This window comes from Methanosarcina horonobensis HB-1 = JCM 15518 (assembly GCF_000970285.1).
Classification (GTDB): Archaea; Halobacteriota; Methanosarcinia; order Methanosarcinales; family Methanosarcinaceae; genus Methanosarcina; species Methanosarcina horonobensis.
Genome location: NZ_CP009516.1, coordinates 4,199,240 through 4,223,715 on the forward strand (window position 1 = coordinate 4,199,240; position 24,476 = coordinate 4,223,715).

Consider the following 24,476-nt stretch of genomic DNA (forward strand, 5'->3'; position numbering starts at 1 on the left):
GTGGGAAGTTGGAGAGTACAGGAAAGGTAAAACGGGGGCAGGCTTCGGAGAACGAAGAAAAAATTATAGCTTCCACAGAGAACAGTATGGAAGAAAAGATGTGTGAAAGCCTGAAAAGCCATAAATTGCCTGATTATCTCCTGTACACGGGAGTAGGAGGAGCAAAAAACTGGCTGAAACTGGATGGGTCCGGGACATTTCCTGTAGCCAGAAGACTTAAAGACTTTCTTGAAGAAAATATTGCCTCAGTCGTCAGATTCATCCCTGCTGGTATGAGCCTTGTAAGCGTTGGAGTAGGGAGCGGGGAGAAAGAGCGAATTCTTCTAGAAGAACTGATAAAGAAAAACCTTGCTGAGAGACCTGCTTCCGAAAAGGTGCCTATAATCTATTATCCTGTTGATATAAACAGTCAGCTTGTAGATCTTGCCCTTGAAAAAGCAAGGGACCTGCCTGTGGAAAAGAAAGGCATAGTTGGCTTTATCGAAGATATGCCACTCCTTAAAGAACACTGGCGCCTTCCTGTCCTGTTCTCTATTCTGGGAAATACCTTTTGTAATTATGAGCCTGAGTTCATACTCAAGCTCGTCTACGAAAACCTTGAACAGGGAGACCTTTTTTTCTTTGATGCCAGTCTTCTCCCTGAACCCGGACCAGGAGAGGATGCACAATCAGTAAGAAAGTCTGTACTTGGTACGTATGCATCAAGAGAGAATGCCCTTTTCAACATGTATCCTCTGCTTCAGTACGGAATGGCTCCAGAAGATTTCGATTTTGAATTATTGCTCTCACATGTGGACTCAAGGATAGGAGCCCTGTGCAGGACACGAAAGAGCCTGAATATCCTGAAGGATACCGAGATCACAATAGGCTCCGAAACCGTAAGTTTCAGGGAAGGAGATGTCATTCGCATGGGTTTTACTTATAAATACACATACGATCAGATAACTGCTCTTCTGGATATTAATAGATTTGATATTCTGAGAGCTTTTCTGAGCAAAGATGGGGAGAATGCAATATTCCTTGCAAAAAAACGTACCTGAAAAAACTGCAGATAAGGTAAGGGGTTTTTCAAGAGAGAACCGGAAATTTTTCAAGAAAAAAAGGAATTTTCGGATAGGGAGGCTTTAAATGGGGGATTCGAGCATGGGCTGCCAGATCGAAAATCTGAATGAAGTGAAAAAAACAGGATCAAGTATCGCTTATGGCTGTGACGAACTGGGGAAGCTTAAAAGCGTACTTATGCACACTCCGGGAGACGAACTCCTTCTGGTCAATGAGTCAAATTATGAGCACTGGCTCTACGATAAAGTTCCTGAGATTTCAGGATACATAAAAGAGCACATGAGGTATCAGGAACTGCTGGAATCAAACGGGGTAAGAGTCTATGAGCTTGCAGATCATGTGGAAGAAAATAAAGACCTTATAACAAGGCTGCCAAATCTGACCTTCCTGCACGACACTGCTGTTATTTCAAAAAAAGGAGCAATGCTTTCAAAAATGCGCCCGCCTGCAAGGGAAAATGAAGAGGTTGTCGTAAAGGAAGCCCTGAACAAGCTGGGAATTCCAATACTCAATGAATTCAATGGAAGCGAAGGATTTTTCGAAGGCTGTCTCCTTCTCTCAAAAGATACCGTTTTTGTTGCAGATACGGAACGGCATACCTATCCTTTTATCCTGGAATTTATTTCAAATATCCTGAGCGAATTTGATGAAATTATTTACGCCCGCATTCCAAAAACCAGACGCTATATGCATCCCGATACCATATTCAACAGGATAAGAGAGGACCTTGCTCTTGCTTATCTTCCTGCTTTTGAAGAATCCCGTCTGTATACGGAAGGCTCCAGAGAAAGAATCGATTTTGAAGGGTTCATGCGGGAAAAAGGAGTGGAGATCATTCCTGTCTCGGACTCGGAGCAAAGCCGCCTGGCCTGTTCTTTTGTCCCCCTGGATAGTGGAACTATCTTTCATTATGATATTGCACTTAATACGGAAACAAAAAGAAGGCTTGCACAGGAAGGTGTTGAGATTATTCCTTTCCACCCTGAAGCCCTGCTTGCAGGAGGGGGAAGCCTGCGTTGCCATACATTGAGGCTCTGCAGAAGGAAACACTGAGCTTTTGAGGCTAGAGGAAAGAATCGAGAATAATCGAGCAGGAACAGAGCACAAGTGAAACATGAAAAAGGAAAAGTGCAAACAAACTCGCTTTCTGGGTTTTTTCTTTTCACCTGATAAAAGTATTCAAGAATACATGACGAAAGCATTGTGAGAAAAACATACAGAGAATTTGGATAAGGTAAAGTAAACATAAAAATTCCTGTTAACGCTGAGAGCAATAGAAACACTGCAAGAGCAAAATCGGGTGAAATCCTTCCCGAAGGAAGCGGGCGGTCTTTGAAAGGTCTCCAGTAGCCTGTAAGGGAACCCTCAACATCAAGCCTATCTCTTTTCCGGTCAACGTAATCGTTAAGTACAAGTCCGCCTTCGAACCCGAAAAGTCCGATCAAAACTGCCTTGAATGTTATTTCCTTAGAAAATTCGCCGTAGTTAGCAAAAGCAAGGGCAAGCCCTGAGTAAAAAAGCAAAATCCAGACAAGAAAAAAATGGGCTCTGGTCATGTCTATCAAAGTCTTAACAGTCTCTTTTACCCCTTCAGTCTTCGTTCCCTCAAAAGGAAAAGAAAAAGAGCGGGAGAGAAATACAGCTCAAAGAACAGCCTGGGCTAAAAAAGCTGCCAGTTTAAAACAGCTCATCCTTAAAAAAGCCGCGCCTTGCAGCTCTGTTTCAGATGTTCCAATTCTGCCTTTCAGGTTCAATAAATCAGGCTCAATTACAGGCTCAATAAATGAAGTCAAGAATAATCGAGACCGCATAGATTACCAGAGTTCCGTGGTAAATGGGCAGTATCTTCAAACCTGCATCATGACTTTGCTTTTTCCAGAGATAAACGTTTGAACCTGCAAGAAGTACAAAACCTGCGAAAAAGCCGTAGGGGGCAATAGTTCCAAGCTCCCTGAGGAAGAAAATAGCTGTAAAGAAATGAAGGAGAGTAAAACCTGTGATCCAGTAAATAGCCCCTTTTGCGCCGTAAAGGACAGCTATCGATTTCATTCCTCTTGCCCGGTCATTTTCCAGGTCAATAAAGTCATTCAAGCCCAGGTGCGCCATCGTCCAGGGATAGAAGAAAAACATGTAGAGCAGCATTGTCATGTCAGGCTGCCCGTAGCAGAGGTAACCTGCTGCAGGAAAAAGAGTGAAATCCGTTCTTCCAAGAAGCTGGGCGATAGGGAACTTCTGGTCTCTTTTCTTTACCTGATAAAAAGCCTCAATGCCGTAAGAGTACAGCATTATTGCAAAAACGTAAAGAGAATTTGGATAGGGAAGTGTAAATATCAGGGCAGAAGTAACTCCTGCTAACAGGATAAACAGCCAGAAAGCCTTTTTTGAAGAAATTTTTCCCGAAGGAATGGGTCTCTCTTTAAAAGGTCTCCAGTACTTTGTAAGGGTGTTTTCTACATCAAGCCTGTCTCTGTTTCTGTCCACATAGTCATTGAGCACGAAACCGGCTTCGAATCCCAGCAGGCCTATCAGCGCAGCTTTAATGATTAATGTCCAGGAAAAACCGCCGTAATTTGCAAAAGCAAGAACAAGCCCTGAGCAAAAAATAAGGGGCCAGGCAGGAAGAAAGTGAGCGCGAGTTAGGTCGATATAGGCTTTCAGGGTTTCTTTCATTTTTTAGCCTCGGGAAAATAAGTGTAAAAGGGCACCATAAAACATAAACATTTTTGCGTTATTGAACATAATTTTTTATACCAAAATAAAAGAATGAACATAAAATTTTGGATATTGATTTAACTTTTAAATTTTATAACGTTTTATGATCTCATCCTAAAACTCAAAATCGTGTTGCCCCATATCGAATATTGAATAGTCAATCAAGTTTCTGATCGTGAAAAGAGTTCTGAACTCTTATAAATGTAAATCAAATTTACGATAGTTCACGTAGATTCAATATATTTACTCCAGAGCTCTAATAAAATTTAATTTTCTACTTTTCCGGGTAGTTTCTATCCTCACCGCAGGCTACAGGGTGTTAGACTAAAAGAAAGCAACAACTATTGACAGCATTTTAAGAAAATTATATATACTTTCAATTTAATTTATCTCTAGTAAAATACTTTGAGAGATGACCCTTATGTCTGACACACGAAATTTTGTTTTACGAGATGTAGATGGTAACGAGCATGGAGTTTTCACTGGAAAACAGCCTCGACAAGCTGCTCTAAAAGCTGCGAACCGGGGCAAAGGAACCAAGTCAAAACCGGACACTATCCGATTGAGGGAACGCGGGACAAAGAAAGTGCATGTTTTCAAGGCATGGAAGCAACTTGTCGCAGCTCCAAAAAACAAGCCTGAATGGATGCCGGAGAAAATTAGCAAACCCTTTGTCAAGAAAGAAAAAATAGAAACAATCGAATAAAACGTATTTTTCCATAAGTACCTCGAAATTCTAGGTTCTTTCATTTGTTTCGATGTCAAAAAGAATTAGCTTGAATATCTTTAACTTTTAGGACCTACGCGTTTGAGATAAAAAATCAAATTGCGGGCGGCCACCTCACCCTAAAGGTGGAGTATGCTTCGGGCCGCCCGCCCGGTTATTCTGGTACTTAGAAATCGTCAACTTCCTCCCTTTGCCCTGATTTCTTTGATTTATATGATTAGGCTCTTTTTTCGGTTTTTTCTGTGACTCCTTATTTACAAAGGAATGGTGATTTTAAATTGAATCGAAAACAAAAAGCCAGCGAGGGTTCACTTCATCCCTGACCTGAAGGTCAGGGTATTCGTGACTCTTTGCGCTCCTTAGTAATAAAATATGAATTTGCAAAGTAGAGATTGAGCTTGGATAGAGAAACCTGGAAATTAATCAGACTGACTCTAATCTCTCTATGTTGGTTCTTAAGGAAAATAGTGACAAAAAGGTACCTTAAAGGAGCTTTTAAGGAACTGTAGAGTCAGTACCTGGCAAAAACTGAGACCTTTTTAGCATTTCTCGCGAGAGATGGGTATTTAATAAACTTCCAATGTTTGTCTTCATTTATTTTTCTAAGTAAGCTGAGATACCATGTGCACCCAAGTAGAACCAAGGTATAAACGAGTATAAGATTAAAAAGTCAGGAGCTCATCCTGAGGGAACAAAAGAAAAGTTATAATGATCTTCCTGAGAGCAATAAGGAAAAAACACTGATGTCGTTGAGGCTCTATCCCGAAGATCTGTGTTAATAAAACATTTATGTAAAAACTGATATCTTAGAAGGCTTCAGTGCTAATAATTCTTTAAATGTGCGATTTTATCCGATTGTTTTGTTATTCGTTGATTATGACAGAAAAATAGAAGAACCACTCTGGCACGGAGATTTATAAAAAAATATGTTCTCCCAGGTTTTACAGGAAATATGAACGGATAATAGTCAATTAAAAAATAGAAAAAATGTAGCCTTAAAAGGCTACGCATGTTGTTAGTCAGAACAAACTGCTTATTTTTTTGTGACGTTAACGTCTTCTTCGACAGCATCAGCGTCTTCTTCGGCAGCATCAGCGTCTTCTTCGACAACGTCAGCGTCTTCTTCTTCGACAACATCAGCGTCTTCTTCGACAACATCAGCGTCTTCTTCGACAACATCAGCGTCTTCTTCGACAACGTCAGCGTCTTCTTCGACAACATCAGCATCAGCAGCAAGTTCTTCAGCTGGAGCTTCTTCAGCAACTTCTTCACCAGTAACGGCGGCTCCTTCTTCAGCTACGGGGGCATCTACAGGCGCTTCTTCGGTAGCTCCTTCATCTGTCTTTTCAGCACAGCCGGCTGCAAAGACAACAGTAGCAATTACAAGGAGCATTGCCATGATCTTTAACATTTTTTTCATTAATTTTACCTCTAAAAGTTCTCTTCCTTTTTTACACCCATCTCATACAAATTCATGAGACTTTTATATGAGATATTTATGCATGACCAGCCAATTAGATTAAAACCTTTCGATTTGGTAAAAAAATAAGAGAACGAAGGGGTTACAATTACTCCAACAAATCGTCATTTATAAGATAATATACTAAGATATTCGGATTATACATGCTCATTTTCGAAATTGAAGGAAGATTATGTTCTTAAATAGTCTAATGAGAAGGAATAGAAGCAGGATTTGAAAGGCGGCGAGTCAAAGCTCAACAGAAGATTACTTAAAGATATTACAGTGTTGTCCTGTCGCGCGACTGTAAAACTTTAAAGCCTTAAGTACAAAAGTAATTAAGCAAGAAATATTGAGGACAAGACCCTGAATAACTACAAAACCCTGAAAAGCTCTGGAAAGGCTCAAAAAGAATTCAAAAACTCTATATTTATCGGGTATGCCAGGCACGTAAAAAATGAAACAGAAGCAAAAGCTTTCATAAATGAAATAAAAAGGCTGCATGAAGATGCAAACCATAATGTTTCAGCTTATCTTGTAAGAGAAGAGGGTTCCTCTGCCCTCAGATATGATGATGACGGAGAGCCTGCGGGTAGTTCCGGAAAGCCTGTTTTCAAGGTTATCGAGTCAAAAGGGCTCTTTAATGTAGTTGTAGTTGTGACCCGGTACTTTGGAGGCATAAAACTTGGTTTTGGGGGACTCTCCAGGGCTTATAGAGAGACAGCAGTTTCAGCTATCGAAGAGGCAGGTATTGTCGAGGTCTTTGAAGAGATAATGTTCACTGCGCGCTCCGGATACTCGGAGCTTCAGAAAATAAAGAAGCTCATAGAGGAATACGGGAGAATAGAGCAAGAAAAATACTCCGATACCGTCGAACTAGGTTTTTTCATAAAAAAAGATTTTGAAGAAGAATTTCGTGAAAAACTGGCAAAACTCACAAGAAAGAAAATTGAGCTTGAAAAGGCTTAATTAAAGTTTCCAGATCCATTCTAACATTAAGTTCCACAGAATATTCCTTAAAAAAGAAAAAACTAAAATTCAAGAAATCGCTAAAAAGTATGGAAGACATACATTATTAGGGGACTCTAAAAAAGACTCTCCGGTTATTGAGCAGTTCTGCGTAAATATCTTAAGTAAAAGAACAGGGTTTAAACCAAAACTTAGCCTTAAATTTAAACCGTACTATATCAAATAACCCTTATTGAACTCCAGAAGGAATATCGGAAGTGTGACTTTGAAGCATAATGTAATTTCAATTGTATTTATCTCAGCTGTTTTACTCATTGCACTTGGCGCATGTGCAGGTTCAGCTGCCAGCGAGGCTTTGAAAGGAACCGAGCAGGAAATTAACTCTGCTTTTAGCAACCAGATCACCCCCGTAATCTCAGGAGAGTATATTGTCTGGCAGGATGAGCGGGACGGAAACTGGGATATTTACATGTATGATATGTCCGTTGGAAGGACTGAATCCGCCCTGCTCTCAGGCTCAAAAGATGAAATAGAGCCTGCAATCTCAGGCAGCCATGTTGTTGTGGCGGACAACAGGAGAGGAGACTATGATATATATTTGCTCGATATTGTCTCAGGAGCAGAAAGCCGGATTACTTCAGACAAAGCCGACCAGAGGGAACCTGCAATCTCGGGCAACATAATTGTATGGACGGACCGCAGAAACCAGAACACGGACATCTACATGTATGATATCACTTCGAAAAAGGAAACCCAGATAACAACGGATAAAGCCGACCAGAGCCAGCCTGCAATCTGGGAAAATATCATAGTCTGGAAAGATACGCGCAATGGGAATGAAGATATTTACATGTACGACATCAATAACGGTAAAGAAAGCCCTGTAGTCACGGATTCTGCAGCACAGACAAACCCTGTTGTTGAAGGCGACTACATTGTCTGGGAGGACAGGCGTGACGGAAACCTTGACATTTACATGTACGAAATTTCCAGCGGGAAAGAAACAGCTGTTTGCATTGACCCCAAACCACAGAAAACCCCTGTTATCTCGGACGGAAGAATAGTCTGGGCTGACGGGAGAATTAAAGGAACAAACATCTTTATTTACGACATAGCCACAGGGCAGGAAAAGACCGTTTCCACGGCATCTGAATATGAAAGCAACCCCGCAATAGACGGCAACCGGATAGTCTGGCAGGACAAGCGCAAAGGCACTATGGACATTTTTATGTTCACGGAAGACACTTCCGAGACCGGAGCAGCTGTCGGAGAAGAGACTGAGGATGAAGCCGAAGCAAAAGCTCCTCTTGGAATATACCCCGTATCAGGTGCAGTCGTAGCGGCTTATCTTGCAGTCACTGCAGGTAAAGGTAGGAGAAGAAAAATCTAAGCCTGCAACCCTGACCATACAAAAAAAACGGTCATGAGGAAAGCCAGGAAGAATATACTTAAAAAATAAATAGAAAGTGAGAATATTAACTGTCATGGATAAGAACTCGGAAACAATAAAAAATCTGAAAATCCGAAAAATGAGCCGGGAAGAGGCTGAATTTGCAATTGAGATGGCAGCTGCCGAAGGCTGGAACCCCGGCGTCCATGATGGTGAACTTTTTTACGAAGCTGACCCTGAAGGCTTTTTTATTGCAGAGCTTGAGGGCAAGCCAGCTGGCTGCGCCTCTGCTGTTGTATATGATAATGATTTTGGTTTTCTCGGGCTCTACGTGGTCAAACCTGAATTCCAGAAAAAAGGCATAGGAATGAAACTGACCGAAAAATGCCTGGAACACCTGGGAGACAGAAACATCGGGCTTGACGGCGTTGTAGAAAACGAAGAGAAATACCAGAAAGCTATGAAGTTCAAGTCTTCCTATAGCAACCTGCGTTATCAAGGTAAGGGAGGAGGAGAAACTCCGGATGGTATGGTAAAGGTCTCGGAAGTCCCTTTTGGAAAACTGCTTGAATACGACAGGAGGATGTTTCCTGCCCTGAGACCCGGTTTTCTGAAAAAATGGATCAATCAGCCTGATTCTTATGCCTTCGCAACTCTTGAAGCTGGAGATCTCAAAGGGTACGGCGTTATAAGGAAGTGTCGGGTGGGTTATAAAATAGGGCCTCTTTTTGCGAATGACCAGGGTACTGCAGAGAAGATTTTCAGAGCTCTTAAGGCTTCAGTTCCCGGGGAGTTCATTTATCTTGACGTCCCCGAACCCAATAAAAAAGCGGTGGAAATGGCAGAGAAATACAATATGAATGTGATGTTCAGGACTATACGCATGTACAGCCGAAAAGAGCCTGATATAGAACTTGATAAAGTTTATGGAGTTACGAGTTTCGAACTCGGATAAGTGCAGAGCAGAAACAGGTGGAAAGAAAAAACAGCACAGGAAAGAGATTACAGTTCAATATCCCTTATGTGCCGTTCATATTTTTCTTCCCAGGAAGGAGTAGTTATGCAAATCTGTTTAAGGTTTCCTCGGAACCAGAATCTCTTTCCCGAAGGCACTACTATCACATCCCCTGCCCTGCCTTCAAATTCTCTGTCCTCAACTACCCATGTGCCTGACCCTTCAAGAATATAATAAAGAAAATTGCTTTTTTTGTGAACAAATTCTTCTGCATGGCCTGTATCCGTCTCCTGATAGAGGATAGCAGCACTGGGGCAGTCTTCTTTCGTTGTATAAATTCTCATACTGACTCCATGTTTCTTGATTACTTCTGATTTTTCAGGTCTGAAAACTATACGAGGAAATTCTTCTGGTGCGGCAGGAAATTCATGATATGGATACTTTTCATCAGGAATATCAAGCAAAAGCAGATTCTTTTCAAACCCGCCCCATTCCTGCCTTTTTTTCAGTCTTAACGATTCAAGGCTTTCTTTTGAAAAGCCCTTGAGTTCTGTAATCCTGTAAATTACTTCCAGCAGGTCGACAAGTTCTTCAACCTCTTTGCTCTCAAGGTACTCAGCCAATTCTTCTTCAAGCTTATTCTCCAGCTCAATAAGGAATTCAGGATCGGAAAGTTCTTTGAAGGCACAACCTTTACCTGAACTTTGAAGAATCTCCGGGATTCTGTCCCTAACTGCTTTATGATCGCTTTCTGTGAAAGACTTCAAGAATGTCCACCTTCACCCGGACTGAATTTGTGTATGGCTTAGAATAATTTCTTTAAACAGATAGAGATCCAATAAATATATAAGTGCTATCCGTATATCCATGCAGAATGTTTCTGGAGAGCAAAAAGACGCATCTGGCAGTTATTATCAGCTGTGTGTTTTACAGCATGAACGGGCTTTTTATTTCCCGTATCCATGATATGGCTATTTCTCCGGTAATCTTTTACAGATTGTTTTTCGGAATTCTGTTTCTTTTTTATATATAGTTGCAAGGGGGAAAACCTCTGATCTCAGGCTAAAGAAAAAGAAAGGAAGCCTGTTCCTGCAGGGAGTTCTGGTGGTTGTATGTATGCTTCTCTATTTTACCTGTCTGAAGATTACCTGTGTATCCATAGCGATTCTGCTCCAGTATACAGCCCCGATTTATGTGATACTGGCTTCTCCTTTTCTCCTGAACGAAAAGATAGGAAAGGAAAGTATAGCTGCTCTTTTTATTGCAATTACAGGGGTTTTTCTGATAGTCAGACCTGAAGACGGGCTTTCCGGCATGGAACTTACAGGTACCTATATGCTGGGCATGATAGCAGGAATGCTTTCGGGATAGTTTCCATAGGTTTCGGAGAAATCTTTACAATTTTAGGGGCTTGCCAACCTTAAAGCCCAGACCGGAAGCCTTCTAGCCCTGATAGAACCTGTCAGTGGAGTATTTTTTGATATAGCTGTACTCGGGATTTCACTGTCTTCCGAAACTCTTGCAGGTTGCACCTTAATTATGAGTTCTGCATTGATTATAAGCCTTAAAGACTCAGAGAAGATTTCCGAAAAAATGGGTGAAGGAGTTTCCGGATGCTTTTTAAAAGAACTCCCTTCCCGGGTTCCTCCTCAGGACCCTCCCTGAAGTTTACAGTGAACAATACTCGTCTCTTGCCCTGAAAAGTGCTTTTATATTCTCGAGCGGAGTATGCGGAGCAAGGCCGCAGCCCGGAGCAAGTATATCGATCCCGTCTTCAAGGCATGCCCTGGCTTCAATCATAACCTCATCAGGACCCTTTGCTAACAGGGTATCCGAAGGGGAAACATTTCCTATCAGACGTACCCGGTTTCCTACAATTTCCTTTGCAAAACTGACACTCACTTTCTCTTCAATGCTAATCCCATCAAACCCGACATTTGCCAGAGAGTCAAGGACGGCTGTGGCATCTCCACACATATGTAGAATTTTTAAGCCTGTGACCTCTCTGCAGAATTTCCTGTAGAGCGGGAAAACCGAGGTCTCAAACATCTGGGGAGCAATGATGTCAGGTCCGGCTTCAGAGTCTATCAGGGTCACGGCGTCTGCTCCTCTTTCCAGCAAGCCATTCGCGTATTCGATACAGGCTTCGTTCAGAGTTCCCATCAGCTCTTCAACAACCTCAGGATTTGTGACAAACCACATAAGGTAATTTTTCATGCCAGCAAGCATGGAAGCAAGTCCGGCGGGCCCAACAAGCCCAGCAACAACAGGCACGTCTTCCCCTACATGTTCTTTCAGGATTCCGACCGCATCCAGAACTACTGAGGTCCGCCTGCTTTCAAGAAGAGAATCCGGGACTGAAATATTCTTAACATCTTTCTTTTTCTTGCAGGGAAAATCAGTCACATACGGCTGTATATCGATACTGCCTTCAGCTACCGTACAGCCAAGAGTCTCGGCAAGCACTGTAGTGCAGAAAGGACAGCGCACGTTCTCAAATCCTGCAATCTCGTGTCCCCCCAGGGCAAGTGCCGCCATTTTGCTGGCATCATAATTAGCCTGAGGCCAGTAAGCTCCTGTCATTTCCATAAGTTCGACAGTGCCTGTCTGGGTCACGGAACAAACAGGAACCATATCAAGAGATTCGCCTTTCAGCGCCCTTTTAAATCTCGTATTAAAAGTAAATTCGTTCATTATTTCACCAGATATAATCCAGAGGTTTATGATTGTTGAGATTTGACTGTCAGCTCAAACAATGAAGTCCTGAATATATTCGTTATTTTATAATATACTGAAGAGGAGATATAAAAAAATATAAATCAAAAAACTCCACAGAAATTAGGTAGAATTGACGGGTGAGAGAAAAATGGGAAAACAAAAAAATTATAAACAAAAGAAACAGTGGGCAGTTCTTGCCTTTGCAATAGGTGCCGCTCTTGGAAGTCTTTACGGGGCTTTTATCCTCGGACCAGCGCTGGATAGTACTATGGAAGGGACGATAATAGGCATTGCGATAGGAATCGGAGCCGGAGTTAGCCTTGGAGCTTTCCTTGAAGTAGGGACCAGACCCGAAAAAATAAACAAAAAAGAAAGTAAGCTGCTGATCGCTGTGGTGATTGCAACTTTACTTCTGATGCTGTCAACTGCATTTATGGCTTATTCGGGATTGCTTGATTATTGAAATCCGGACCTGCAAACATTTTACAGGTGGATTTAGTCTCAAATTATGCGTTTGAGCACCTGCTTTTTGAAGCAGCTGACCACCAGTTTACATGAAGGATTGTAATAACAAATCTGGAGTCTTCTCCCTAACTCCAGTTTCATATATATCCAAAAGGAAAATGCGGCTTCTTTAGCTATCTCGCTTACTGACTGCCAGACTAGAGACACAATTCCTATATCCTGATAGTCCCTGGTGAAAATAAGCTGCTGATGAATTACTTCAGTTCCTTTTCTGAGACTTTCTCGTGTTGCGTCAATCTTCAAAGATTGAGTAATTTTGAATATCCGTAATTGATTTTTATACGACATTTTATTACTGACGCGACGAATCAAACTTAATGTTCCTCTCAAGTGGAACTAGCTTTACTCTCTGTCGGAGCTATCCTCCAGTTACCAGGCGGGACTTTAATTTCAAATTTTGCTCCTTCCCCTTCAACTCCCGTTTCAATAATTTCCATACCTGTAATGGAAATTATACCTCTGACAAGGAAAAGACCAAGCCCGGTATTTCTACCTACGGATTTTTCAAAAATGAGTTCCTTCATGACAGGAGAGACTCCTATGCCGTTATCCTTTACTTCGATTATAACATTTTCTCCGGCTATACGAGAGCTTACATTAATCTCGCTGACATGTTCACCATGAGTTCTTGCATTGTCAAAAAGGTTGTAAAAAGCTTTTTTGAGCAGGGGATCAGCATATATTTCGAGACTGTTGTCCTCAATGGAAAACTTTATTCCCTGACCTGAAAAAGCGAAAGCTGCCTCTTTTGCAATGCTGCATATGGACTGCCATGTAGGAGAAACAACTCCAAGTTCCTGATAGTCCTTCGTGAAAATAATCTGGCTATGAATCGTTTCAATTCCTTTGTTAAGGTTTCGAAGATACTTCGAAATCCTGGGGTCTCCCTTTACATCCGGAGGAAGCGTTTCAGAAATCAGCTCGGTATATCCTGAAAGTACATTCACCTGATTGAGAATATCATGCCTGGTAATATTGCTCATGAGGTTTATCTTCTTATTTGCCTGCTTCAACGCTTCCTGGTACAGATATAGCTCTGTGATATCGTGAATCATTACCAGTTTGCCCTCTGCATCATCTCTTGTCATAAGAGGGCTGACACTGACAGTAAAGAACTTTGTTTCCGAACCGCTTTTGACTGAAATTTCCCTGCCGAAGCTTCCCTCAGGCACAGGACCTAAAATCTCCACTCCCTCTCCGAAAAGGCAACTTAAGTTTTTTCCCATGACCTCTTTTCTGACCTTTCCGGCGAGTTCAAGCGCTGCCTTATTAATATCCACTATGGAGTTTGAAACATCCATAACAATGTACCCATCGTTCATGGATTCTATCACACTCTCTCTGGCAACCGGAATAATATTAAGGAACTCATGCTGGATTGTGCCCCAGAAAAGAATCAAGCCGGTTATCGCAAAGGAAAAGGGAGTGGGATCAAAGAATGCAAAGGGCCCTATATCTGCTATGTGAAGTATGTTTCCAAGAACCGGAACACAGGCTGCAGTAAGGGCAATGGCTGCCTGAGTTCCGTAAGGTGCGGTAAGGCGGACAAACTGTCTGAAAAAGAAAATGATTCCGAGAAAGATCAAGACAAAAGAATAGATATAAAAAATCCAGAAAAATGGCCCATGTTTAAGTACCAGGAGAGGAAACTCTCCTGAGTAGTCAAGATAAAACCCTTCAAAATACAATCCATGGATTTTATTTGTAAGCATCAACAGAATTGTAAGGCAGGGAAAAAGAAAAAGCAGTTTCTCATACTTTCGTGCAAACTGTCTGCATACTCCGGAATATTCAGCTGCAAACAAAAACCACACTACAGGGGCAAAGGCGATTCCCAAATACTGTAGCTGAGCGAATATATATTTATACTCGATATCCATGAACCCGATTTCAAAAGCGTAATTTACGGACCATAGAGCCATACAAAGCATGATTAATATAAAATATCTTGTAAAAGGCAAACTGCGGTAATTAAAGGCCTTGTATGCTCTGATTGCAAGCAAGGTAGATATAAGCCCAGAAAAAATTAATGCCCCCATAAAGGGAATCACAGTGATGGGAATTTGCAGGCTGATAAGACGACCTTCCTTTTTTCAATTTTATGATTATGAGAATTGGGAGAGTCAGGAAATAGAAGTAAAAAAACACCAGACATTTCATAATTACATAAAGACTATCTATATAAGTTTATGTATCCTGCGTGGGAAGCAGATAATCTTCTGATATGGTATTCACGGGATATATCCAGAAAATGAGAGATAAAGACTTATAAATACTCCCTATAAAAACTAAAAAACGTTTTTTCAGATTAAACTCTCATAAAATATGATAAGTTTTCAAACTATTTATTCAGAATATCTGGATATATATTCAGGACGTTAAGTACCGAAGAGATCATCCGAACATTCAATGTCCTTGAGTATTCCAAAGTTTCCTTACTTTTCATTACCTTGTGATATTGCTTTCAAATAAATTCTGATTCTTTTAATACTCTATGAGTTTTCCTTTATACTTAATAACCTTTCCTCTTGTTACACTATGTGATATATAGAGTCTGGTTTCCGTGACAAATCAAAGATTGCGAACAACAAAAAAAATTAAAGTTCTGAATAAATCTTAAAAGGAATAAACCTTTAAAGTTTACTCAGATTCCTCTATGATTAAAGGAAGCTGAGAATTCCAGAGAATTCTGCATCAAACCCGTATTTTTTAAAGTTAGAACTTTCCAGAATCTTCTGCTTGATGTAGTAGAGTACACTCAGAAGGCTCTCATCGCTTTCAGATTCCACATCTCCTGCATATGGGTGGATATTTTCCTCAAGGGCATCCAGAAGCCTGGGATCAATGCCATCTCCAAGGTAAGTGTCTACAACCAGAAGATCTGAAATTTGTTCATAGAAAACTGCAAGCTCATCAAGCCAGTTCGCGGCACCGTATCCTGCCGCATACTTTTGTCGGTTAATAAACATGAGATAATCGGAAACATTTGTGATCAGGTCCTCAGTCAACCTGTCCTCGGGAAATACAATCGGGAAGCGCTTCATTACTGCAGGGGTTACAGAGCTTGAATATATCATCTCATACTCACAGACTGATGGAAAGAGTCTGGAGATCTGACTGTTAAGGACTGCAGTTACATAAGGATATTTTCCCGGGTCTTTGAGTACAATTCCACAACCGTTCTCAAAGACATAACTTCCGGAAGTATCGTAGACTGCCAGCAAACGGTAACCTTCGGTAGCGATTATCTTTGGAGTGTTAAGGTACTCCAGAAGTTTTCTGCCTCTAACACTGTAGTCCGCAGATTCGAGAGGAGAATTATTGTGACTGAATTGATTTTTGAATTCCAGAATTCTCCCGTATGCCATAGGGAACCTGACTTTCAGTTCTTCTGGAGGTATTATTCTGCACTCCTTCCTTTTGCCTTTGTCTGAAAGATCATAAGGGAGCATAAAACGGTAAGGTGAGGAGTTAAACGCAAATTTTTCTGAGAAATCGCCTGAAACGTAAGGATAAATAAGTTCAGACTCTATAATTACGGGTTTACAAAGACCCTCACAAAGATAAAGCGACTCAGAATCGCCTCCTTCTGGAACGGCAAGCCGGTGAAGCAAGCCGTTTTTTGTGCTGATTCCTCCGAAGATGCTTTCGGAGATATCTCCAAGTGTAGTCGGAAGTTCACAGACCTTTTCTACAATTCTGTTTTCGTTCAGGAACATCTATTTTTCACTTCTGTAGAAATATATTGAGAAAATTCTTTTTCTCCTGTTTTTTACTCTCAGGGTTGGATCTTGCCTGAGTTTTTGAAAAATAACTAATCTCAGCCCTCTGAACCTGATGCCCCATTAAATCATCATAATCCGGACTGAACTGCAGGGCTCGGTTTGGATAATTGTCTGCAGAAGATAGTAGAAAAGCATAAGTATATAAATATATTCGCACTGAAAATTAATTATAAATATAAATCGTGACAAATAGCTGGAAAAATATAGATCAATATAAAAAACGGGAGGTAGCGATCTGCATGATCCAAAGGAAAAAAAATCAAAATGGATATAAACATAAAAAAATGAAGAAGGTAAAGAAACAAATCTTCGTTTGCTGCAAAGCTTCAGGTATATAATTTCAAAAGTCCATTACTTCATTTTCCTGAGCAACGCCTCAAAGGCCTGTTTCTAAGATTCAAAGACTTAATCCCATTTCATTAGTTAAAGAAAAGATAAAACTAATCAAAAAAGAGGATTACTAATTAAAAAAATTTAAATATTAATTTTCAGACTACTATATATGCAGGGAAGCAAAAGTTTCGAAAGGTACTTAATAAGAGAAGCTTCAACTGAAGACGTCCCCGGAATGCTTGAGGTCTTTAACTATTACGTTGAAAATAGTTTTGCAGCCTATATCGAAACTCCGGTGGGACCCGAATTTTTTCAAGCTATTCAGAGTGAAAAAGAGCAGGATGAAGGCGGTCATTTTCCTTTTTACGTGATTGAAGAAGAAAGTAAAATTATAGGGATCGGAGCCCTCAGACCATATTTCCCATTCCCCAACTTCCGGCACACAGGTGTAGTTTCCTATTTTATCCTGTCCGGATACAGAAGAAAAGGACTTGGATCGAGAATGCTGGAAAAACTCTGTATGGAAGCCGGGAAAAAAAAGATGAAAAGTCTCCTTGCAAATGTATCCTCAAAAAATGAAGCCAGCCTGAACTTTCATCTAAAATATGGTTTTATTGAATGTGGGAGATTTAGAGAAGTCGGAACCAAGTTTGGGAAATGTTTTGATATAATATGGCTACAGAAATTCCTTGAACAGGACCAGAAATGAAAAGAAACTGAGATTTAAAAGAAAGTGGAATGAAAAGTAACTGAAAGTAAAAAAGAGTTGGAAATAAAAAGAAATGGAAAAGGATTATTAAAAAGAGCCTGCCAGAGGCAGGTGGTCAATGTTTCCTTTACCCATGTCATAAATTGTCTCACAGATACCATCACCATCTGCGTCTAGATGTGTCTGACTGAAGCCACTCTTTTTAGGTGAAGCCCAGAAATTCCCACCCAGGAAAGGTCCTCCTACGATGTTAGTGCCCGGCTTTTTGTTAACATTCCAGAGATTCCCTGAACTTTTGCCATCAAAATAGAGATTTTTCGTATTGTTCAGGTAATTATCATAGATTATATTCGTGTTAGAGTTCAGGATATAGATGCCATATCCTGAATTCGAAGCTACTCTATTGCCGTTAAACGTGTTATTGCTGGAAGAGTTCAGACATATTCCATACACAGTATTTAGGTTTGCATTATTGCCTGTCAGAACATTTTTGCCGGAGGCTTTCAGGTATATGCCGATTCTGTTATCCAGTACTTCACTCTCAATCAATGTATTGTTACTGCTGAGAGAGTCAAACCAGATCCCATAACTGCTATTAGATGCCGTACTGCTGGCAATCATATTCATGCTGGCATTATGCAAAAGAATAGAAACATAACTGTAAGAGGCTGTGTTGTTCCCAAGTTCATTTTGAATAGAGTTCCACAAGCTGATGCCGTACTTACTGTTATTTAATGCGGTATTATTCTCAAGTATATTTTTGTTTGAAGATTTCAGGTAAATTCCCACATTGTTGTACAATGCCCTGTTCCCGTTCAGACTGTTGTTATTACTTAATGAGTCAAGCCAGATACCATAACTGCTGTAAGCTGCCGTGTTATTAATTAGACTGTTTCCGCTTGAATTATGCAGGATAACACAGACATTGCTGCTGTTTGAGGCAGTGTTATTACTTAATATATTTTCGCTGGAATTCCACAGATTAATGCAGGACCCGGAGTTGTTTAATGCCGTACTGCTGACGACTGCATTTCTGCTGGAATTTTTTAGATATGTGCCAATCTTGTTATCTGCTGCAATATTATTGCCCAGCAAATTATCTATGGAAGAATCCACCCAGATACCGTAATTACTGTTAGAGACTCTGTTATTAAGAAGCAAGTTTCCGCTTGAGTTGCTCAGAAAGATGCAGGCACTGCTATATGATACTTTGTTGTTGTCAAGAGTATTATTGCTTGATAAATCCAGACGGATGCCGAATCCGGGATTTAAGTTAGAACTGTTTCCAGCAGTCAAAGTATAGTTACCGGAAGAGTTTTGAAGAGCATTCCCGAAGACAAATAATTCATTGTTTTCAATACGGCAATCTTCAACCCCATAAAGATGGATTCCGGCATTGGAGGAACTTATATTTCCGGTTATACAAAACCCGTTAACAGCTACTCCGTCTGCTGTGACAGAGAAAACGTCATCCAAGCTGCTGGCTGCCTGAATAATGGTATCTGAAGAATTTCCGGAAGCTGAAATGACAGCAAGGTCTTCCACGCCTATTTCCAGGTTTTCAACATAAACGCCCGGATAAACAAGAATTATATCTCCTGGGTATGAATTATCTATTGCAGCCTGAATTGAGGAAAAATCGGCAACTTGATCTGTGCCATTATTCACCGTAATTACCGTGGAATTCGATTCTTTGAGTGGTAGATAGTCAATAAATCCTCTGCCTTCAATATTATACATGGAGTCAAAAATACCGTCAAGGTCAGTATCCCTGACACCTCTTGGATAGACCGTTCCATCAGGTCTTCCCCAGAAATTACCGCCAAGATAAGAGCCGCCTACGATATTGGTTCCTTCGGACTTTGTTGTGTTCCAGAAATTTTCCCCCGCAACCAGTTCGGATTTCACATTTACAGTGTTATTGATGTAGTTATTATAAATCAGGTTGCTGGAAGTTCCGTAGATGTGCAGGCCCACCTGTTTGTTAGATTTTAAAGTGCTATTAACCAGAAGGTTTCCGTTTGACTCACCTGTAAGAGAAATACCCTCATTATTTTCTGAAACCGTGTTATTATCGAGGGTATTGTTGGGAGAATCAAAGAGCGAAATTCCGATATTACAGTATACAATTGAATTATTTCTCAGAGTATTATTCGAACTGTCTCCAAGGCTAATTCCTGTCAGGCTGTCAGAAACTTCATTGTCTATCAATATATTGCCTGAGCTGAACATGTAAAGATCGATGCCACAACTGTTGTTTGAGAGAATATTGTGCTCTATAAGGCAGTCAGTAACTCCAAAAAAATGAATCCCTGCAGCTAAATCCGATCCCCTTATGCTAAACCCTTTAATACTCACTTCATTTGCCCAGATACCGAAAATATCTTTCGAGTTATCAGCTGCCTGAATAATGGTATCTGAAGGGTTGCCGGATTCCGAAAGGATGGTCAGAGGTTTGGTAATCTCGATGTTTTCCTCATAAATGCCTGGTTTGACAATTATTTCATCGCCTGGACCTGCGGCATTTACCGCAGCCTGAATGGATATGAAATCCGCAACCTGACCTGTACTATTATTTACTGTGATTACGCTAGCTGCTGCATTTCCTGCAATTGCAAAGTTAAACGCGACAACTGCAATAAAAATGATTATGCCTCTTTTTACTGGATGCATGGTAAACTCCGTAACAAAACTTTTAGATTCTGTAACGAAACCTCTTACTGTGATAACTATCCGATTAATGGACGATATACAGAATTTCAGGTGAGAGAACTTATCTAAAGTGTTGCAGGAGAGATCAAAACTACCGGAAAAATGGTTTACTAAGGATTTTGAGGTTGATTTACCTGTGAACTTCAGACATAGAAAAGATCTTGGACTCAAGATCTGAAAAAAACCAAAATACTCACTGAAAAAACTTAATTTCATTATTATCCTGTTAATAAACGCGACTACCTCGCTGTTCTCAGAGTTATAAAAACAACTTTTTAAGCCATAACACCTCAAATTTTAAATTTAATTGCTATGTAAAAAAATATTACAGTTATATAAAATTAACTCAGAAGTTAAGAAGTTATTCCTTTGAAAATTCATTTTCTCTTAATGAGGCCTATTTTTTTGATAAAATTGAATAAATAATGATATTTGAATTAAAATAAGAACCTTGTCAATAATATAATTAATAGCCAGACAATAAATAGAAAAATTTAAAGATCAACGAGATATAGTTAAACACATGGAATCAGAAGATTACCTTCATGCTCTTGAAACAACAGGAAGAATCCTGCTGTTTACACCTATCCTCGTATCCATCATGCTTTTTATAGGAGGTATCCCGGATATGGAATCCTTCGCAGGGCCAGGAGCATTTTTTGCTAACGGGTTAATGATGTCAGCCGGGTTCTTTATGCTTGTATATACGGCAGTCCTGCAGTTCAGGCAGGGATTCAAAAAAGCAAGATAAAAATGCTTAAACTGAACGATTGAAACAAGTTAAAGCAGGAAAATGAGGAATAGAAAACCTAAAAGGTTATGATTTTACCTTATTTTAATTAAGTTTTAGATTAATAAAAAGATTTAATCGGTGAAGAAGCAGATAAGATTCGCAAAACTTGACAGCAGGTTCTGTTTTTAGTTCTCTTTTTAATTGGTAATTATTTTTAGTTAGGAAGTGTGAAGGTATAAGTTTTTAATATTGTTTAGAGAACCGGGAAAATTAAAATAGAATTATTAGAATATAAATAGATGGTGGGGAGTTAATTTGAAGGGGATGAGAACTTTACTGTCATTTGTGTTCATTTTATTTATTTTATTTATTTCACTTTCAGCTGCAAACGCACACTGGATAAAGTATACGGAAAAAATCGTGTCTTCAGCCGGAGATTTGCTAACAGACGCAGCAGAAAGGGAAACGAAACTGAGTAATGGTGAGGAATATAGGGACGGATTAATTGATAGTTATAATTGTCTCATAAACCCGGGATATCCATCAGGTTACACTCAAATTACTGAAAACACAGGGAGTGGATGTACGCTCTGCAAAATAACCCTGAAAATATCGACAACAGAATAGAGTGAATACAAATCGCAGTTAAAAGAATTTTTTTTCATGAGGTGAAAGTATGAAGGCGATAAGGATTCATGAATTTGGCGGACCTGAGGTTCTAAAGTATGAAGAAATTCCAGAGCCGGAACCTGAAGGTCCGGGTATAATTCGGATAAAGGTCATTGCAGCCGGAGTCAACCCTATTGACTGGAAGATACGTAAAGGCATGCTAGGTGAAATGTCTCTGCCAATGACTATGGGACTGGATGTTGCAGGGGTTGTGGACGTGGGACAGGGAGGAGTTCTTTTCCAGCCAGGAGAAGAGGTTTTTGCAAAAGTTTCGATCGGACAGGGAGGCTATGCTGAGTATACGGTTGCCAACTCCACACAGGTAGCAAAAAAACCCAAAAGTATAGGGTTCATTGAAAGTGCGGCGATTCCCACAGCAGGACTGGCTGCCTGGCAGTCCCTTTTTGATATTGCCGGACTTAAAAAGGGGCAGTCAGTGCTCATCCATGGGGCTGCAGGAGGGGTAGGGAGTTTTGCAGTCCAGTTCGCTAAATGGAAAGGAGCTTATGTCTTCGGGACAGCTTCCGAGAAAAACGAGCAGTTCTTGAAAAGCATAGGTATTGATGAGTTTATCGATTATAAAAAACAAAGGTTTGAGGACGTAGTTGGGAAAGTGGACGTGGTACTGGACACTATAGGAGGAGACACCTTTGAGAGGTCGTGGAAAGTGTTACAGCCCAACGGATTCCTGGTAAGCACTGTAGCGAGCATTCCCGAAGGTGCTCCAGAAAAATACGGTGTACGTGCACAAACTCTGATGACCCGGTCTGACGGAGAAGAACTCGCTCAAATCGCAGATGTAATAGACGAACAGCAACTAAAACCTGTAGTGACAACAGTACTACCTCTTTCCGAAGCACAGAAAGCTCATGAGATGAGTGAAAGCCGCCATACACGCGGAAAGATCGTTTTAAGAGTGGCAGAGGATCCGCAGTGAAAAAGGGATAAAAGATAAAAAATTAAAAATCCCTACTCAAGGATCTTTAAAATTTTTCAATTTATTTTCTGTCAAAAACTCATCCGTTCAGGAAGGAGAGATGGGAGAAACAGACTCTCCAGCTACGTATTCCATGAATCCGTCAGCAGTATATGAAACTGATTTCCCATCTATTTCTCCAGCGACCTGATAAGTCCCTATTATTTCCCAGATTATTCTGTATTTAATCTCACTTCCACTTTCAATTCCAGATTCATTTCCATCTTTAATTCCATCTTTAGTTCCATCTTTAATTCCAGAGTCATTTCCAACCGGGATCATTACTGGAAGCGGAACAGGTTGCCGCGTGGTGAACTTTATTTTAAGAGTTTCAGAACCCGAAGAGGCGTTCACGAGGGTATTTTGAGGAAATGTGAAGAAACCCTCGGGCAGGATATATGCTGGAGACATTTCTCCTTGAGAGATTCCGATATCTTTTGTATTCAAATTGTAATGCTCAATTTGTATCTCTTCCTCGCTAAAACTGGCAATGATTTCCCCATCCTTCCAAACATTAAGAACCGAACTTACTGACTGCGAATGGTTGGCATTGGTGATGTTACCAAAACTGATTGAATACTCTGCGGCTGTTTCGTTTGAGTAGTTTCCGGCCTGAGAGACCTGGCCCCAGTCCCACCCGAGATCTTCTCCCCAGGACCAGTACCCCCAGTTGTGGTCATGGTAAGCTCTTGAGTTATTCAGGGAATAAGTTACTCCGGCAACAGAGAGGTTTCCGGAAACCTCCATTTTCGGAGAAGCTACTAGCCAGTTGATACCCATCCCAGGCACAGAAAAATTAGAGGCACTAAAAACGGGAGCAGGCCTGGTTTCCGGTTTGAACAGGGCATCAAAGATCCCTGATCCGTTTCCGGATTCGATATGTACACGATATCCCTCATCAGTTAAGGTTACCGTATTGTTGGCTATCCTGACATCAGGAGATTGAGAAGAATAATTCACAACCTCCGAAGTGAGAGGATATGACTCATAAAAAGAAGCCGATGTCTCATTTACATAATATCCCAGAAGAACTTCCGAGGAATTGGTACCCCCGTTCAATTTGAAAGTACATACTACTGACAGGTTCTGTTCTTCGTCGATCATATTGAAGTAGTGCCATTCATTGTACAGATATTCCGGATCTCCTTCTCCCGGCGGATGGAAAGTATCACTTACCAGGAGTTCGTCGATATAATCACTGCTCTCATATGCAAGAGCTGCATTAGGAGCTGCTAAAAGCACGAAAATTATTGCAAGTATCGGTTTAAGTACCAGTTTAATTTGCATTCATTAACCCCCTTAATTAAGGAACAAAATCAGTTACTATTTTCAATCACTGCTTGAGATTCAAAATTCACCTGTTCCCCGGTTAAATTGTATGGATTTGAGATTATAAAAGCATGTTTATAAGTTAAATGCCCTATAATTTCTTATTTGAGGTATTCGTGCCCTTAATAGCGAGTTTCTTCTCCCCTTCGATAACTTCTTCCATGTTCCCCGAAAACCTGGACTTTAAATTTGCCTTTAAGCCCGAAGCAACCTTATGCAATTATGGTCGCTATCCTCTGCCCTTGAAAATCTTTATGCACAAAAAGCCGGTCAAAATATCCGGTATCATCCAGATCTCCAAAACCGACAATAAAACCATTAATTTCAACTACGACCATATTGTTGCTGGAAAGTGATTTATCCCACATATCCATATCGATTTCTTCTGGTGCCCAGGCATCAAGTTGTGCTGAACTGTAATCTTTTAAATGAAGAACGGAGAAGGAATTCCTGAGATAAACTTAATATACCTGTTACTACTATTTTTATTTGGAGTTAATTATTTTAGTGCTTCCATATTTTTTGACAGAAACTGGAAAGAGCACTTAATTTAAAACCTATTTTATGATAATCAACAGACTGGGATTTCTACAGGCCAAAATTTAATTTATTCTTTTTGGAAAAACCATTAATTGCCTCAATTGATTCAAAAAATATAGAAAAAATAACTAATTTGACAGTTACTTAAGTTAGTTTAAGAAGCCCGATATACA

General features: G+C 40.4%; 23 protein-coding genes and 2 pseudogenes. 13 read left to right on the forward strand and 12 right to left on the reverse strand.

Going from position 1 to position 24,476, the window contains the following annotated elements:
* The first annotated feature begins 8 nt into the window (after window positions 1–8).
* Window positions 9–1,040, forward strand: a complete 1,032-nt coding sequence (locus MSHOH_RS18290; RefSeq protein ID WP_048141833.1) for an L-histidine N(alpha)-methyltransferase — start codon at window positions 9–11, stop codon at window positions 1,038–1,040.
* An 88-nt stretch (window positions 1,041–1,128) separates the two neighbouring features.
* Window positions 1,129–2,115: a dimethylarginine dimethylaminohydrolase family protein gene (locus MSHOH_RS18295; protein WP_239451052.1), complete on the forward strand. Its 987-nt coding sequence runs from the start codon at window positions 1,129–1,131 to the stop codon at window positions 2,113–2,115.
* 53 nt (window positions 2,116–2,168) lie between these two features.
* On the opposite strand, the pseudogene MSHOH_RS23195 reads toward MSHOH_RS18295, so the two are convergent.
* A pseudogene (locus MSHOH_RS23195) lies at window positions 2,169–2,618 on the reverse strand (UbiA family prenyltransferase); the annotation flags it as partial.
* Window positions 2,619–2,838: 220 nt separating this feature from the next.
* Complete coding sequence (locus MSHOH_RS18300) at window positions 2,839–3,732, reverse strand: prenyltransferase (protein ID WP_048141834.1); 894 nt, start codon at window positions 3,730–3,732, stop codon at window positions 2,839–2,841.
* A gap of 463 nt (window positions 3,733–4,195) precedes the next feature.
* Between MSHOH_RS18300 and MSHOH_RS18305 the strand changes: the two genes are divergently transcribed.
* Entirely contained in the window at window positions 4,196–4,480 is a 285-nt protein-coding gene (locus tag MSHOH_RS18305) for a non-histone chromosomal MC1 family protein (RefSeq protein ID WP_048141836.1), read from the forward strand.
* Between the two features lie 1,054 nt (window positions 4,481–5,534).
* On the opposite strand, the gene MSHOH_RS22380 is transcribed toward MSHOH_RS18305, so the two are convergent.
* Window positions 5,535–5,921 carry a hypothetical protein gene (locus tag MSHOH_RS22380; protein ID WP_052730922.1) on the reverse strand — a complete coding sequence of 129 codons (387 nt, stop codon included), beginning with the start codon at window positions 5,919–5,921 and terminating at the stop codon, window positions 5,535–5,537.
* Window positions 5,922–6,386: 465 nt separating this feature from the next.
* Here MSHOH_RS22380 and MSHOH_RS18315 point away from each other — a divergent pair, with 465 nt between their 5' ends.
* The 3 genes from MSHOH_RS18315 (at window position 6,387) to MSHOH_RS18325 (ending at window position 9,274) form a co-directional block, all read left to right on the forward strand.
* The gene (locus tag MSHOH_RS18315) at window positions 6,387–6,929 is read left to right on the forward strand and encodes an IMPACT family protein (protein ID WP_275425594.1); all 543 of its coding nucleotides are present in this window, start codon (window positions 6,387–6,389) and stop codon (window positions 6,927–6,929) included.
* A 265-nt stretch (window positions 6,930–7,194) separates the two neighbouring features.
* Window positions 7,195–8,319, forward strand: coding sequence for a hypothetical protein (locus tag MSHOH_RS18320; RefSeq protein WP_048141840.1), 1,125 nt, complete (start codon window positions 7,195–7,197; stop codon window positions 8,317–8,319).
* 76 nt (window positions 8,320–8,395) lie between these two features.
* On the forward strand, window positions 8,396–9,274 hold the full coding sequence (locus MSHOH_RS18325; protein ID WP_239451053.1) for a GNAT family N-acetyltransferase: 879 nt from the start codon (window positions 8,396–8,398) through the stop codon (window positions 9,272–9,274).
* 47 nt (window positions 9,275–9,321) lie between these two features.
* Here the strand turns inward: MSHOH_RS18325 and MSHOH_RS18330 are convergent, their stop codons facing one another.
* Window positions 9,322–10,041, reverse strand: a complete 720-nt coding sequence (locus MSHOH_RS18330) for a cupin domain-containing protein (protein WP_048141842.1) — start codon at window positions 10,039–10,041, stop codon at window positions 9,322–9,324.
* Window positions 10,042–10,303: 262 nt separating this feature from the next.
* On the opposite strand from MSHOH_RS18330, the gene MSHOH_RS25410 reads away from it, so the two are divergent.
* A complete protein-coding gene (locus tag MSHOH_RS25410; RefSeq protein WP_239451399.1) occupies window positions 10,304–10,645 on the forward strand; it encodes a DMT family transporter in 342 nt (113 codons plus the stop codon).
* A 32-nt stretch (window positions 10,646–10,677) separates the two neighbouring features.
* Here MSHOH_RS25410 and MSHOH_RS25770 read toward each other — a convergent pair whose 3' ends face one another.
* Entirely contained in the window at window positions 10,678–10,806 is a 129-nt protein-coding gene (locus MSHOH_RS25770) for a hypothetical protein (protein ID WP_275425538.1), read from the reverse strand.
* A gap of 7 nt (window positions 10,807–10,813) precedes the next feature.
* Here MSHOH_RS25770 and MSHOH_RS25775 point away from each other — a divergent pair, with 7 nt between their 5' ends.
* A complete protein-coding gene (locus MSHOH_RS25775; RefSeq protein WP_275425539.1) occupies window positions 10,814–10,939 on the forward strand; it encodes a hypothetical protein in 126 nt (41 codons plus the stop codon).
* Window positions 10,940–10,942: 3 nt separating this feature from the next.
* Here MSHOH_RS25775 and mtaA read toward each other — a convergent pair whose 3' ends face one another.
* On the reverse strand, window positions 10,943–11,968 hold the full coding sequence (gene mtaA, locus MSHOH_RS18340) for a methylcobamide:CoM methyltransferase MtaA (RefSeq protein ID WP_048141844.1): 1,026 nt from the start codon (window positions 11,966–11,968) through the stop codon (window positions 10,943–10,945).
* Window positions 11,969–12,140: 172 nt separating this feature from the next.
* On the opposite strand from mtaA, the gene MSHOH_RS18345 reads away from it, so the two are divergent.
* Window positions 12,141–12,455: a hypothetical protein gene (locus tag MSHOH_RS18345; protein ID WP_048141847.1), complete on the forward strand. Its 315-nt coding sequence runs from the start codon at window positions 12,141–12,143 to the stop codon at window positions 12,453–12,455.
* 38 nt (window positions 12,456–12,493) lie between these two features.
* Here MSHOH_RS18345 and MSHOH_RS18350 read toward each other — a convergent pair whose 3' ends face one another.
* The 3 genes from MSHOH_RS18350 to MSHOH_RS18360 all read right to left on the reverse strand — a co-directional run bounded on the left by MSHOH_RS18350 (window position 12,494) and on the right by MSHOH_RS18360 (window position 16,236).
* On the reverse strand, window positions 12,494–12,760 hold the full coding sequence (locus tag MSHOH_RS18350; RefSeq protein ID WP_162197659.1) for a hypothetical protein: 267 nt from the start codon (window positions 12,758–12,760) through the stop codon (window positions 12,494–12,496).
* An 83-nt stretch (window positions 12,761–12,843) separates the two neighbouring features.
* The gene (locus MSHOH_RS18355; RefSeq protein WP_048141851.1) at window positions 12,844–14,556 is read right to left on the reverse strand and encodes a histidine kinase N-terminal 7TM domain-containing protein; all 1,713 of its coding nucleotides are present in this window, start codon (window positions 14,554–14,556) and stop codon (window positions 12,844–12,846) included.
* 621 nt (window positions 14,557–15,177) lie between these two features.
* Window positions 15,178–16,236, reverse strand: coding sequence for a hypothetical protein (locus MSHOH_RS18360; protein WP_048141853.1), 1,059 nt, complete (start codon window positions 16,234–16,236; stop codon window positions 15,178–15,180).
* Window positions 16,237–16,804: 568 nt separating this feature from the next.
* Here MSHOH_RS18360 and MSHOH_RS18365 point away from each other — a divergent pair.
* On the forward strand, window positions 16,805–17,344 hold the full coding sequence (locus tag MSHOH_RS18365; RefSeq protein ID WP_048141855.1) for a GNAT family N-acetyltransferase: 540 nt from the start codon (window positions 16,805–16,807) through the stop codon (window positions 17,342–17,344).
* 87 nt (window positions 17,345–17,431) lie between these two features.
* On the opposite strand, the gene MSHOH_RS18370 is transcribed toward MSHOH_RS18365, so the two are convergent.
* Window positions 17,432–20,017 carry a NosD domain-containing protein gene (locus MSHOH_RS18370; protein WP_048141856.1) on the reverse strand — a complete coding sequence of 862 codons (2,586 nt, stop codon included), beginning with the start codon at window positions 20,015–20,017 and terminating at the stop codon, window positions 17,432–17,434.
* 562 nt (window positions 20,018–20,579) lie between these two features.
* Here MSHOH_RS18370 and MSHOH_RS18375 point away from each other — a divergent pair.
* From MSHOH_RS18375 to MSHOH_RS18385, 3 genes are all read left to right on the forward strand, one after another.
* The gene (locus MSHOH_RS18375) at window positions 20,580–20,807 is read left to right on the forward strand and encodes a hypothetical protein (RefSeq protein ID WP_048141858.1); all 228 of its coding nucleotides are present in this window, start codon (window positions 20,580–20,582) and stop codon (window positions 20,805–20,807) included.
* 297 nt (window positions 20,808–21,104) lie between these two features.
* Window positions 21,105–21,416 (forward strand): hypothetical protein, encoded by a 312-nt coding sequence (locus MSHOH_RS18380; protein ID WP_048141859.1) that lies wholly within the window; start codon window positions 21,105–21,107, stop codon window positions 21,414–21,416.
* Window positions 21,417–21,465: 49 nt separating this feature from the next.
* Window positions 21,466–22,395, forward strand: coding sequence for an NADP-dependent oxidoreductase (locus MSHOH_RS18385; RefSeq protein WP_048141861.1), 930 nt, complete (start codon window positions 21,466–21,468; stop codon window positions 22,393–22,395).
* A gap of 87 nt (window positions 22,396–22,482) precedes the next feature.
* Here MSHOH_RS18385 and MSHOH_RS18390 read toward each other — a convergent pair whose 3' ends face one another.
* Both MSHOH_RS18390 and MSHOH_RS23205 read right to left on the reverse strand, forming a co-directional pair.
* Window positions 22,483–23,721, reverse strand: coding sequence for a hypothetical protein (locus tag MSHOH_RS18390; RefSeq protein ID WP_048141862.1), 1,239 nt, complete (start codon window positions 23,719–23,721; stop codon window positions 22,483–22,485).
* 254 nt (window positions 23,722–23,975) lie between these two features.
* Window positions 23,976–24,179: pseudogene (locus tag MSHOH_RS23205) on the reverse strand (GNAT family N-acetyltransferase); the annotation flags it as partial.
* Between the last annotated feature and the right edge of the window lie 297 nt (window positions 24,180–24,476).